Raw genomic sequence first — 13429 nt, 5'->3', positions numbered from 1 at the left:
GCCACTGTTCGCGGCGCATGCGATCCGGTTGGCCCGTGAGACGCAGTTGCTGTTGGCTGTTGAACTGATCGCGTTGGATGCGACCAGCCTCTATCTGTTGGTCGATGAGCTTGCGCTGCTGTTGTTTAACCCGGAACAGCTTCCCCCTGCGCCGGACATTACTTTTCGTGACTGCGTTATTGCGCGGCGTGCCGCACGTGAAGGAAAACGCTATCGAGACGATCGACACTATTGGCTGGCGCGCCTTGATGCTCTGCCTGACGCACCGCAACTGCTGCTGGCCGAAGCCGCGGCTGATGCGCCGTTTCTGCGCCGTCATCGACGGCTGTCGGCGAGTCAGGTCAGGCAACTTGGCGCACTGTCTGGAGAACATCAGGTGACGTTGAGCGTACTGTTGCTCGGGGCGTTTGCGCAGGTGCTGGCACTGTACAGTCAGCAGCGTCATTTCACGCTGAATTTGCCTGTGTTTCGGCGAGACCAACAGCATCCCGATATCCAGCGCGTGCTGGGTGATTTTACCGACACTGTGCTGCTTGAGGTTGATTTACAAGGTGCGGTTCCGTTTAGTGAGCAACTGCGTGTGCTCAGTCAGCGCCTGAGTGATGCGATGGATCACGCCAGTTACTCTGGGTTGGAGCTGCTCAAAGCGCTTTCTCGTCGTCGCAGGGAAGCCCAGTTAATGCCCGTGGTGTTTACCAGCACGTTGGGGCAACGCGCAAACCGTGATGGGAAAAAGGCCTGCTATCACATTGTTCAAGGCATGACGCAGACGCCGCAGGTATTGATCGATTGCCAGGTGGTGGAACAGCCAGAAGGGATCCTACTGGCGTGGGATTCGCGCGAGGCGCTGTTTCACCCGGCGTTGATTGAGCAAGCGTTCGAATTGTATTGCAGTTTTATCAATCGGTTAATTGAAGAAGGTGAGGGCTGCATGCAACAGGTTCGCCCGGTGTCGCTGCCCGTCTCATTGTGCCATGCGCGTCAGTATACCAACGCGTCCTGTAAGACTTACCCGGCCCAGTTACTGCATCAGGGGATTATAGCGCAGGCCGAACGGCGTCCCGAGGCCATCGCAGTTATTGATGAACACGGCGCATTGAGCTACCAACAATTGCTGGCACAGGCCACTGGGCTGGCTGCACGGTTGCAGCAGGCGGGGTGTGAGCCTTCGCAACGGGTTGCCATTTTCTGTGACAAGGGGCGGGGACAGGCGCTGGCCGTGCTTGCAACGCTGCTGTGCGGGGGATACTATGTGCCGTTTTACTTGAAGCAACCGAAGGCGCGTCGTGACCTGATGTTGCAAGATGCAGACATTGCCTGGGTCATTGCCGACGAGCCCACCTCGCTTCCCACAGGTATCCACGTGCTTGACTGGCAGTGTGAACCGCCAGTGCTCGACTTCAGGCCGGTGTCAGTGGCACCGGAGCAGCCCGCGTACCTGATTTATACCTCAGGTTCTACCTGCACACCGAAAGGGGTCGTAGTGTCTCATCGGGCTGCCTGGAATACGCTGGCCGACATCAACCACCGCTTTGCTGTGGTGCCGCAGGATGCGATGCTGGCGCTGGCTAATCTCTCCTTCGATCTCGCTGTTTACGACCTGTTCGGGGTGCTGGCAGCCGGAGGGCGTCTGGTCTATCCCCACGCTGCGCAGCAGGGCGATCCGGCGCACTGGGCGCAACAAATCCAGCGTCATGACATCACCTTGTGGAACAGCGTGCCGTCACAGTTGCAGATGCTGTGCGATGTCCGGCAACCGTTGACACCGCTGCGCGTGGCGCTGGTCTCCGGGGATTGGGTGCCGCGTAGCCTCACTGAATCGCTAGCGGCGTTACAGGCATCTGCCGAGCTGTTCGCTCTGGGTGGGGCCACCGAGGCGGGTATTTGGTCCGTGTGCTGCCCGGTCAATACTCTTGAGGCGCACTGGGTTCATGCCCCTTATGGCGCGCCCCTCGCCAACCAGCGCCTGTATGTTCTGGACGATGCCATGAATGACCGCCCTGATTGGGTGGCGGGAGAAATTGCCATCGCCGGAGCCAGTCTGGCTGACGGATACTGGCAGGATGCCGAAAAAACGGCGCAACGTTTTGTTACCGCACGTAATGGTGAACGCCGTTACCTTACCGGTGACCGAGGACGTTATTGGCCCGATGGTCGCATTGAATTTCTTGGTCGTTATGATCAGCAGGTGAAAATCCACGGTCATCGGGTGGAGCTGGGCGAGATCATCGCAACACTGCTCCAACACCCGGCGGTTGCGGATGGCGTAGTGCTGTTGACGACAGAGGGGACGTTGCACGGTGTGGTCGAAACGGCTGCCGGACAGCAGTCCGCCGTCACCTCGGTGACAGACGCCGCCCGTGACTGCGCGCAACGGCTCGAACGGGATATGGATGCTCCGGCGTTCACGGCACTGATGGCGGCGGCGGACCGGGTAGCAATACTGGCGATGGCAGCCCGCTTACGCGCCGATGGGTTATTCGGTACGGAAGAAGATCGCCACTCGTTGAACGAGATATATCAGTCAACACACGTGGCGCAGACGCATCAACGCTTGCTGCGTCGTTGGTTGGATACCTTGGTTGGCGCTCGGGCATTAACGCGCGATGCGCAAGGTCATTACCGTGACCTGATTGCTAGCGATAAAGCGGCGCTTGATGACGCCTGGCAACAGGTTGACCGCCTCGAACAGCGTACTCGTTATGGCAGTCTAACGTTGGATTACATCAGGGCGTGCAGTGAAGATCTGGCAGGGCTGTTGCGCGGTGAGCGAGATGTGCGCGGGCTGCTGTTTCCACAGGGCGAACTGTCGACGGCGCAGGCCGCTTACCGTGATAACGTGGCGAGCCGCAGCATGAATGCTATTGCTATTGTAGCCATTACCGAATTTGCGAAGCAGTGCGATCGCCCATTGCGCCTGCTGGATGTAGGGGCGGGGGTGGCGGGGACGGCCAGTGAGTTGGTTCCTGCTCTGGCGGCCTATGGTACTGAATACTGGTTTACCGATTTGTCGACGTTTTTCCTGACGGAAGCGCGTAAACGCTTTGCTGACTACGACGGTATGCACTACGGACTGTTTGATATGAACCTGCCCGCCACGTCGCAGGGGATGCAGGCCAATAGCATGGACATCATCCTGTGCGCCAACGTGCTGCACAATGCACGGCATGCGGGCGACGTGCTGGCCGGTTTGGCGCAACTGCTGACACCGGGTGGCATTCTGGTGTTCATTGAACCGGTACGACGTCATAACTATCCGCTGTTAGTGTCGATGGAGTTTTTCCCCGAACTGACCGGGTTTACCGATATGCGCGCGGAGACCGATCAGACCTTCTTTACTCGTGAACAGTGGCTCGATTTATTGCAGCAGGCTGGCGTAACGCTGCTTGACGGCTTACCCGCTGCGCACCGTGCCTTGGCAACGTCGGGACAGGGCGTCTTTATCGCTCAGTTTAAAACCGATCGTGCTGCTGTGTGCAATACACGCCTGCGAGCGTACCTGCAAACGCGTTTACCGGCGTACATGGTCCCGACACAGTTGCATGTCTGGGATGCTTTGCCGCGCAATGCGAGTGGCAAAATAGATAGGCTGGTGCTAGCGAAAATGCTGATGAGCCACGCGTCAATCGAGGCGTCTCAGGTGCAAGGCGATGCGCTGTGTGACGCGCTGGAACATGATATTGCCGCCATCTGGAGCGAGGTACTCGACACGGAGATCGTCACACGGGAGGCAGATTTTTATGCCTGTGGCGGTGATTCTCTATTGCTGTCACGCATGATTGGCCGATTGCGGGAGCGCGTCGCTGCGGCCAGCGCTCTGACCTGGGGCAGCTTGCTGCGTCATTTACTGCAAGAACCCACGTTGAAAGCCCTTTCTGCACGGCTGCGTCAGGTGGAAAAAACACAAACGGTGGCGTCACCTGAGCAAGTTCCGCTGGTGACCTTATGGGAAACGGCGGGCGTGTCGACACACCCCTGTGTGCTGTTACATGCGTGAAGTGGCGATATGCAGCCCTACCGTTACTTGTTGCCGGAATTGGATAAATCCGTCTATTCCCGCGGGATTGGGATTGAACTGCCTTCTCCGACGGCTTTTATGGCGTTACCACCATCGCAGGCGCTGGTGCGGCTGGCAGGACAGTATGTCGATGCGCTGTGTCAACGCGGAGAGCGCTTCACGCTAATCGGCTACTGTTTGGGGGGATTGCTGGCAGCAGAAATGGCTCGTCAGCTCAGTGAGCGCGGCGTCGGTGTGCAACAATTGGTGGTGATCAGTGCCTGGCAGCCGCCGCGCGTGGACGATGCGCATCTGGTTGAATATATGTTTTCTCGTTCATACGGAGTATGCATGGAAGCGTTGCGTTTGCCATCGGAATCGGCGCTGGCAGAGGTTGTTCATCACGTGCTGCGTGAAACGCCGTCCCACATCCCCGCTGGTGTATTCGACCGCTTGCCAGAGGCCTATCAGCCCGTCGGCGACGCGCTGAGCCAATGGGCGATGAAACCGCTGAGTGAGCGACTGCGCGTCTTGCAAACCAGCGGTGATGAGCAGGGTGCCTACCTTGCTCCCGAAGGTGAAGTGCAGGCCTTTGCTGAGCGCCACGCGCTGTTCCATCATTACATGGCCGCCGTGGGTGAACATCAGCCTGCTCCCTGGACGGGAAAAATTGTGCTGATACGTAACAGCCCGAGTGATCCACTGTTGCCGGGTACACCGCAGGATGCCACCGACTATTGGCAACGCCTAAGTCTTGGCGATCTGACCGTGGTGGACACACCGGGCGATCATTTTAGTTGTATCACGCAGCAACACGCCACGTCTCTGGCTAACTGTATCGCACGGCACACACGCCCGGAGGAGACGCTGTGAAGCGGTTTTGCATCGCGATTCTGGGGGCGACAGGCAGCATCGGACGAGAAGTTACCCACTGGCTAGGCGCGGCAGGGTACACATTACGCCTCGGAGCCAGGCAGCCTGAGGCTCTGCAAGCGCTGGCACAGCGGGTCAACGCGCAGGCTCAGATGGTCGATCTCTATCAGCAAGAGGAACTGGATGCCTTTAGTCAGGGGTGCGCACTGGTGGTGAACTGTGCGGGGCCGTCCTACCTGGTGCTTGATCGGGTTGCGCGCAGTGCCGCACGGGCTGGTGCTCATTATATCGATGTATCCGGCGATGCACCGGTATGGCATTTGCTGCAACAAACACGGACCAGCGCACGGGGATGGACCGCAGTGCTCTCGGCTGGCATGTTGCCGGGATTGGCCAATTTGATGCCTGATTGGCTGGGCGCGCTACCTGATGATGCCATTACTGTCTACAGCGGCGGGCGTGAAAGCGTACGCGGTGCGGCAGCGGGTGATCTGGTGCTGTCGGTCAACGATCAGTACGGTACGATGGCGGCCAGTAGCTACTGGTATGGCGAAGCGAGCGCTTTCTGGGTCAAGGGGGAGCCGCATTTACGCCGGCTACCGACAGAATTGCGCCATGATTTGGCCCATTTCCCCGGTGAAGTAACGCTGCTTCCGTTTCTCAGTAGCGATGCTGAGCGTTTGGCTTTACGTTATCAATTGCGCGAGTTGCGCTGGTATAACGTGTTTAGCGGCAGCTTCTTGCGTGAGACGCTGACCGGTTTACGCGGTTGGGTCAACAGTGCTGAACGCCTGGCGCAGGCAGTGGCACTGGTTGAACAGGTCAGCGAGCTCGATCTGCTGGGGCACTCGCCGTATTACCGACTGGTGTTCGATCTTATCCCCCACCACACACCGCGCCGCCGCGCGGCGTTAACCGCCGCCGTTACGGTGAGCACGCTGAACGTGTTATTGCGCGGTGATATTGCCCCCGGCGTGCATTTCGCGGATGACGTCCTGATGGCGACTCAAACTTTTAACGACGTTGTCCGTCTGCATCCTGGCACACAGATTCGCCAATACCTGCCTGATGAACGCCTCGAAGAGGGAAAACTATGACCAGAAAAATGAAGGCCGTCGTGTGCGGCACCGCATTTGGCCGTTTTTATCTTCGCGCATTGGCGATACACCCGGACATAGAACTGGTCGGGATCCTGTCGCGCGGCTCTGAAACTTCCGCACGCTGTGCGTGCGAGATGGGTATCGCGCATTATCACTCGGTGGATGCGCTGCCGGATACGGTGACGCTGGCTTGCGTGGTGGTGCGCGCAGGGGTGTCCGGCGGCAGTGGTGCGGAGATCGCGTGTGCGCTGCTGCGCCGTGGGATCCACGCTTTGCAGGAACATCCACTGCATCCTGGCTACGCCACCAGAGGTGGCGCTGTGTCAGCAACTGTGCCAACAGGAGACCGAATGACCCGCCATTTCTTACGTTTTTTTCTCCGCCCTCGGTGTCGCAACCTCTGCTGGTTTGTCTACCCTATGCCGGGGGCGGAGCCAGCGCATTCCGCGCTTGGGCAAAGTTGTTTGATACGCAGATCGCCGTGGCCGCCGTGCAATATCCAGGGCGAGAAGATCGTTTCACCGAAGAGACTATCGATGACATGTCACGCTTGTTGGCCACGCTGATGAGCGAGTTGTAACGCGATATTGCGACCCGGCCCTACGCATTGCTGGGACACAGTATGGGTGGTGCGATTGCGCATGAGTTGGCGGTCCAGTTGGAAGCGCAGGGCATGCCGCCGCGACACCTGTTTATATCAGGCCGGCAACCGCCCCGTTATCACCCGCGCGACAGCGCGGTCCATCGCAGCAGTAACAGCGATATTCTGGCCGAACTGCGTCGTTTGAATCCGCGCAACAATGCGCTGGTGGAATCGCCGGAATTGGCGGCGCTGCTGGTGCCTATTATCCGCAGTGACTATCGCTTGATCGAAAATTATCGGCCTTATAACACGCCTGTGATTGGCTGCCCGATTGATGTACTTGCCGGACGGGACGATCCCGATCTTCCTGCCGATCAAGCCTGCGCCTGGGCCGATTACACTTCAGCATCGTGTCAGGTGCATATTTTCCCCGGTGACCATTTCTTTATCAATCAGCAACGCGATGCGGTGGTCGACACCGTGCAGCAGGCGTTTCTCTCCTCGCTCACTCCCTGTACAAAAGGATAAACGATGGACGATTTCTACTCACCCGTAGCGGAATATTATGACCTGGTGGCCAGAGCACATTCTGAAGGCGATACCGTGTTGCGGGAAAGTCTTGCGGCCACCGAATTAAATGGCGAACCGCTCCTGGATCTCGGGGCGGGAACTGGGCGCACGGTCGCGGCTACTGCCGATAGCGTGCCACAGTGTGACATTATGGCCGTGGAGCGGGCGCCGACCATGCGCACGGTGCTGATGCATCGCGTTATCAACGATCCGCAGTTGCGTCAGCGCGTGACCGTGGTCGCTGAACCCGTGGATCAACTGCACCTGCCGGAAAAACTGGGCGCAGTGGTGGCTTATGGCGTATTGGGGCATCTGTGCCGGGAAAAGCGCCAGCAGTTATGGCAGCTACTGTTACCGCTCCTGTCGGCTGGCGCACTGATTTTTGTTGAACTACTGCTGCTGGAAAAACCGATCGTGCTGCCCGCCTTTCCGCTCGCTTGTGAAACGGTAGGTAAACAGCATTACATCGCATCATTGCAAGGCGAACCGTGGCCAGACGATACTATGCTGCTGACGTCCTGCTGGACGGTGCGCGGTAGGCCATGCTCGGCGCAGGTGATCCGTAATCAGAGCGTCTGGCACACATTTAGTCTGGCGGAACTTGCGCAGGAAGCGGGGTTGCGCGCAGAACGTCTCACCGCTCAGGCCGGGGTGCTTTATGCATAATAATGATGCGCAGGATGCTTATCTAACCGATACCCATTTGCACGATACCGATGCTCGTCGATTGCCGCCACCGCTTGCCTGGCCGCTGGATGTCGCCTAGCACTATCAGAATGTGGGCTACTGGCAAGTGGATACGCTATCCACCCATATTATCCGTTGGCAACAGGCCTACAGCGAACACATTGCCTTGATCGCTGAAGGGCACGCCTGGCCCTATTGGAAACTGATTGGTCAGAGCAGGCGTTTTGCCACCATGCTCAGTCAACATGGGATCTCTCCCGGTGACACGGTGTTGGTGCAGTTGCCGAATGGCGCTGATTTCGCTGTTGCCCTGTTTGCTTTATTGCTGATTGGTGCTGTACCGATATTGGTCGTGCCGACACTGTGTACCAAAACGGTAATTCAGGTGGCGGTGCAGGCTTGTGCTCAACGTTACCTGGGCAGCGCTCGTCTCTGCCAGAGCGAAAACGATGCGTTGACTACACAACTGGCTGAATACGGGTGCCGTACACTCTTCAGTGGCAAAACGGATCGCTTTTGTTTTTGCCAGGAGACGATGATCGCTGTACCACCGTCTGGGGATGAGGCGGGCAATATTGCGCTGCTGTTGCTGTCAGGCGGAACAACCGGCATACCGAAACTGATCCCGCGCACCCACGCCGATTATAGTTATAACTTTCAGCGCTGTGCCGAACTGTGCGCGTTGAGCGAGCAGGATCGCTATTTGGCGGCTTTGCCGATGGCGCACAATTTTTCGCTGGCATGTCCCGGCGCGTTAGGAGTGTGGTCGCGCGGTGGTTGCGTGGTGGTTCCTGCGACGCCGGCACCGGAAGATGCTTTCGCAGCAATTGCCCGTTTTGGTGTCACACTCACCGCATTGGTACCGTCATTAAGCCAATGTTGGCTGGAAGCGCTGGACAGTGAACTTACTGATTTGCAGTCGCTGCGTCTGATTCAGGTGGGTGGTGCCAAACTGGATTCCATTCGGGCTGGCGCGATGCTGAATCGTTTCGGATGCCAATTACAACAAGTGTTTGGCATGGCAGAAGGGCTGATCACCGCCACCAGGCTGGACGATACGCCACACACTATCCTTACCACGCAGGGGCGACCCTTGTGTGAGGATGACGATATTCGCATTGTGGACCCCGCCGGGATTGCCGTTTCTCCCGGTAATGCGGGTGAGCTATGGGTGCGCGGACCCTATACGATTCGAGGGTATTTCCGCGCTGGTCCCTCAGGTGCGCAGTCGTTCACGTCTGAGGGTTTTTACCGTAGCGGCGATCGGGTCCGACGTTTACCGGATGGCAATCTTTGCGTCGAAGGGCGCATCAAGGAAACCATAAACCGCCACGGTGAGTCTGTGGGGGCGGGGAACATAGAGGATGCATTGCGTATGCATCCTGATGTGCGTGACGTGGCCGTTGTGGCCGGCTTGGATGAGACGGTACATGCGGTGGTAGTCGCCAAACGGTCACTGTTGTTGGCGGATTTGTGTGCTTTTTTGGAACAACAGGGCGTGCCCACATCCCGATGGCCAGACGCGCTGAGCGTGGTAAAAGCATTGCCGCTTACTCCAATGGGAAAAATCAATAAACAAGCACTAACGGCGCGCATTCTCGGTCGTGTAAGGGAACAGGTAAAGGTAAAGGAACAACCATGATGGGATATCACAGTAGACAGCATCTGATTTTGCCTGAGGCTCAAACGCTGCCAGTTATCGCGGAACTGCTCAACCAGTTGAAAGGGGAAGATCATTATGTCTACGGGCGTCAATCCTGCTGGTATCTCGCGTTAGGGCAACGAGCATCGTTAACCGTCGATGCCGCTGGCGAGCAGGCGACCACCATCACCGATAACGGCATCAATACCACACGCGTCAAGGGATCGCCTGCGGAGTATGCCCGTCGCTTTCAAGCGGCACATGGTGGTGAAAATCTGCGCATCTATGGCGAAGCGGGGTTTCACTATGCGCTTTGTGTTCAGGAACACGCATACAAACCGGGGCGCTGGCCGGTGTTGAACCTGATTGTTCCGCGTGAGGAGCTGATTTTTTGCGATAACGGTGTCACCGTGTTAGCGGAGGATGCACTGCGTTGTCGGCAGTTGTCTGATTGGATATTGAGTGCCGTTGCCGTGGCGAAACGTCGAGGAGGAGATGCCCGACTGGCGCACGTTGCCGAACTCGCCTGCGATCAGGGAGATTACTGCCAACGTGTATGGCAGGCGATTGAAGAAATTAACGATGCTCACTACAGCAAGGTTATCCTGGCGCGAGCCATGCCCCTGAAACAATCGGTGGATATGGCAGCAACGCTGCTGCGTGGACGCCAGGCCAACACGCCGGTACGCACGTTTTTGTTGCGGCAGGGAGAGCGGGAAGCCGTCGGTTTTTGTCCTGAGCTGGTGATGTCCGTCGAGCAGGACAAGGTGAGTACCGACACGTTGGCGAGCACCTGCGTAAAGCATCAGGATGCCGCCCCGTCAAACGCATTGCTGAACCATTCCTTAAGCGACGACAAAGAGATTGTTGAGCACGTAATGTCAGTCAGAGCGGCGGTAGAGGAAATGCAAGGGCTATGCCAGCCGGAGAGTGTAGTTATCAATGATTTGATGTCGGTACGTCAACGCGGCAACTTGCAACACCTTGGATCGCGCGTTAGCGGTGAATTGGGCTTCGGGAAGGATGCGTGGGACGCTTTTGATGCCCTGTTTCCCGCGATAACCGCCACGGGCGTGCCGAAGCGCGCCGCGCTGTCGGCAATTGCCCGACTTGAATCGTCCCCGCGTGAACTCTACTCCGGTGCCATACTCTGATTAGACGGCAAAACGCATTTCGAAGCGGCACTGGTGCTGCGCTCTGCGTTTCAGGATAGCCATCAGCGCTGGTTACAGGCCGGGGCTGGGATGATTGCGCAGTCATCACCTATACGTGAATTCACTGAAACGCAGGAAAAGTTGGACAGTATTGCGCCTTATCTGGTCTTCCAGCAAAAAACTCGGTAAGGATGCAACATCGAGGGACTGGAGGAAGGGTTACATGTCATCAGTACAACACCTCTCATCGCTAAAACAATTAAGCGATTTGGCACGTCATTGGGACTACGAATGTGAAATGGTCGCGGCAGAAAAAAGCCCGACCCATGAAGTCACGTTAGAGGGCACGCTGCGGGCCGTGACGTTGCCGTATGAGATCGATCTTTGCCTTAACGACATCACTACCCGCGAGGAAGATTATCGCAGTGCCACGCTTAAACAGTGCCTGACCATCCTGTTGACTCTGCACGGGGACACGCCAAATTATTATCTGGATGATGGTCGCATGCTGGTGATGGAACTTGGCGTGGCCAAAGTGATTGCCACTCGTAGCCCGCTTCGACTTTGGTGCCGCAATCCGCGCGGTCATCATAGCCGTAGTCTGGTTATTCAGGCGGCTCCACGGCGTATTGTCGATGGCGAATTGGCACAGCAGATTGAACGCTTGCTACAGCATGAAGGTATTTACAGTTTTATGGTTCCGCATCATACCCTGACGTTGGCCGACAGCCTGTTGACCCTATGCGATAGCTGCGTGTTGGATCTGTTGGCGCAGGGGCTACGCGCCGTAGAACAGTCTCCGTCCTTGATGCCATATACCGCACCCTGTCGGGATACGGTGCGCATTTTAAAAGTTCGAGACAAACTGCTCGCGCAGTTGGATAACAATCACTGCCTGTGCGATTTGGCGCGTGAAGCTGGGATCAGCATCAGTGCGCTTAAAAGCAAATTTACAGCGGTGATGGGACAATACGTGTTTTCTTTCTTGCGCGAGCAGCGACTGATGCGTGCGCGAAAAGGGTTGGAATCAGAAGGATGGACGGTGAAACAGGCAGCCTATTATGTTGGCTATCAGCACCCCAGCAATTTCTCTACCGCTTACCGTCGCAAGTTTGGTCGTTGCCCTCGTGATGCGCTCAACGCCTGATTTTGGCTCCTGTCACAGCTGTTTTGGCTTTTATCATAATTAAGTTCGCTGGGGTGGCGTCGGACCTCCCCCCTACACTCATCGCACCGAAAATAATTATCATTTCGTTTTTTTTGCTGCGTTGAGGGATGGACATGCTGAACAACAAGTACTCCTGTCACAAGCGAGTCATATACCCACTGTGCGCGTGCGCCTGGTGGGGCAGTGGCAGCAATGCCAGTCGATACTGTGCAACTCCCTACGGCGTCGGAAGATGACAGCGTTGTGTGGGTCACTGCCCACAAAATCAAAGAAGATCCCCAGCGTGTGCCGCTCAGTTTGAGCGTGTTTGACAAACAAATGCTCGAAGACCGCCGTATCGATGATATTGCCCGGCTGATCCGTGAAGTACCGAACATAGGCATGAGCGCACTGGGCGATGGGCGCTCCACGCATCTCTCCATGAGAGGCGTGGGCGCGTTGGCGCAGCCCCTCGAGCACGATGATACCTCGGTAGTCACCTACATTGATGGTGTACCGCAGCCGCTGTTTGGCTCTAATTTGCGTTTTCTTGACGTTGAACGTATCGAAGTGCTGCGCGGGCCGCAGGGCACCGTGTTTGGGCGCAATGCCCAGGCTGGAGCCATCAATATCATTACGCGTCAACCGAGCGATGATGCCCAGCACACACTGCGTGCGGAAGGCGCGCTGGATCGGCGTTCCCAGAATCTCGGGCAGTTGACGCTTTCTGGCCCGCTGCGTGACGACACGCTGAAAGGCAGTTTTTCTGCTGCCTACGCCGATCAGGGCGGTGACGTGCGCAATCAGGTCGGAGGATGGATGGGGCGGGAGCAGAACGGTGCAATGCGCACTACGCTGCTGGCAACCCCCAATGACATCACCCAACTGGTACTCGCGCTAAGCTATGGGCGCGATCGCCTGACACCGTCCAATTTCGTGCTGCAAGGTACGCCGAACTTTCCTATTGTAGCGCTGGACCCCAAAGGCTGGGCACATCGAGAAACAGGGGCACTGTCCCTGACCGCCAATCGCACGCTGCGTACCCTGCAAGTGACCTTGGTTACCGCCTTCAATCGCTATGATTTCGACAACCTGACTAACAATTCCGAAGCACTCACCTATGGAACCTGGTTTAACCAGCCCAACGCAGCATTTTTGCCGGCACTTGACTGGAGTACCTATGACGAAAAACAGCGCAGCTTCTATCAGGAACTGCGGATGAGCAGCCTGGATAAGGCACTGGTGGGGCGGGTCGGCGGCATGAATTACCTGCACGACGACTATCGCCTGATGAACGACTACACCACGACCTCGATGTTGGCACCGAGCAACGCCAGTTCGATGATCAATGGAATGCGCAACAACCATTATCAAACGGACAGCTACGCGCTGTTTGGTGAACTGACCACCGCGCTGACGGAAAACGAAAAATTAAAAGGCACGCTGGGATTACGTTACACCCACGACAGCAAAGGGTATCACGCTCATTTTCAAAATAATGGTCACCCCGGTAACGTTGCCGCCTTCGATCAGCAAGGAAGATTGCAATATGACATGGTGACCGGACGTGCCGCGCTACACTATCAACTGACACGCGATGCCATGCTGTAACTGTAAGTATCCCGGTAAACCGAACCATTCACTTTTAGAGATCTTCTGACATACTGATTATGTCC

The 13429-nt window shown here is 56.9% G+C and carries 8 protein-coding genes and 2 pseudogenes; all 10 read left to right on the top strand.

Annotation, left to right across the window (positions count from 1 at the left end; all coding sequences use genetic code 11):
* Nucleotides 1–4: 4 nt before the first annotated feature.
* The 10 genes and pseudogenes from CS369_RS11500 (at nt 5) to CS369_RS11455 (ending at nt 13364) form a co-directional block, all read left to right on the top strand.
* Nucleotides 5–3997 (top strand): amino acid adenylation domain-containing protein, encoded by a 3993-nt coding sequence (locus tag CS369_RS11500; protein ID WP_280514774.1) that lies wholly within the window; start codon nt 5–7, stop codon nt 3995–3997.
* Nucleotides 3998–4006: 9 nt separating this feature from the next.
* Nucleotides 4007–4870 (top strand): thioesterase domain-containing protein, encoded by an 864-nt coding sequence (locus CS369_RS11495; RefSeq protein WP_196907192.1) that lies wholly within the window; start codon nt 4007–4009, stop codon nt 4868–4870.
* On the top strand, nt 4867–5967 hold the full coding sequence (locus CS369_RS11490) for a saccharopine dehydrogenase NADP-binding domain-containing protein (RefSeq protein WP_196907191.1): 1101 nt from the start codon (nt 4867–4869) through the stop codon (nt 5965–5967). The genes CS369_RS11495 and CS369_RS11490 overlap by 4 nt, the downstream gene beginning before the upstream one ends.
* Nucleotides 5964–6536, top strand: coding sequence for a Gfo/Idh/MocA family oxidoreductase (locus tag CS369_RS23570; protein WP_244664959.1), 573 nt, complete (start codon nt 5964–5966; stop codon nt 6534–6536). The genes CS369_RS11490 and CS369_RS23570 overlap by 4 nt, the downstream gene beginning before the upstream one ends.
* A pseudogene (locus tag CS369_RS11480) lies at nt 6431–7081 on the top strand (thioesterase II family protein). The gene CS369_RS23570 and the pseudogene CS369_RS11480 overlap by 106 nt, the downstream one beginning before the upstream one ends.
* A gap of 3 nt (nt 7082–7084) precedes the next feature.
* Nucleotides 7085–7789, top strand: a complete 705-nt coding sequence (locus CS369_RS11475) for a class I SAM-dependent methyltransferase (protein WP_196907190.1) — start codon at nt 7085–7087, stop codon at nt 7787–7789.
* A gap of 112 nt (nt 7790–7901) precedes the next feature.
* Nucleotides 7902–9452, top strand: coding sequence for a (2,3-dihydroxybenzoyl)adenylate synthase (locus CS369_RS11470; RefSeq protein ID WP_196907189.1), 1551 nt, complete (start codon nt 7902–7904; stop codon nt 9450–9452).
* A pseudogene (locus tag CS369_RS11465) lies at nt 9452–10795 on the top strand (salicylate synthase). The gene CS369_RS11470 and the pseudogene CS369_RS11465 overlap by 1 nt, the downstream one beginning before the upstream one ends.
* A 34-nt stretch (nt 10796–10829) precedes the next feature.
* Nucleotides 10830–11753, top strand: a complete 924-nt coding sequence (locus CS369_RS11460) for an AraC family transcriptional regulator (protein ID WP_196907188.1) — start codon at nt 10830–10832, stop codon at nt 11751–11753.
* A gap of 213 nt (nt 11754–11966) precedes the next feature.
* Nucleotides 11967–13364 carry a TonB-dependent receptor gene (locus CS369_RS11455; RefSeq protein WP_196907212.1) on the top strand — a complete coding sequence of 466 codons (1398 nt, stop codon included), beginning with the start codon at nt 11967–11969 and terminating at the stop codon, nt 13362–13364.
* Nucleotides 13365–13429 lie beyond the last annotated feature (65 nt).

Origin of the sequence: Candidatus Symbiopectobacterium sp. 'North America' (assembly GCF_015762685.1) — a bacterium.
In the GTDB taxonomy this organism is placed as follows: Bacteria; Pseudomonadota; Gammaproteobacteria; order Enterobacterales; family Enterobacteriaceae; genus Symbiopectobacterium.
The sequence above is the reverse complement of the archived record's forward strand: the minus strand, read 5'-3'. Positions and strand labels throughout refer to the sequence as shown.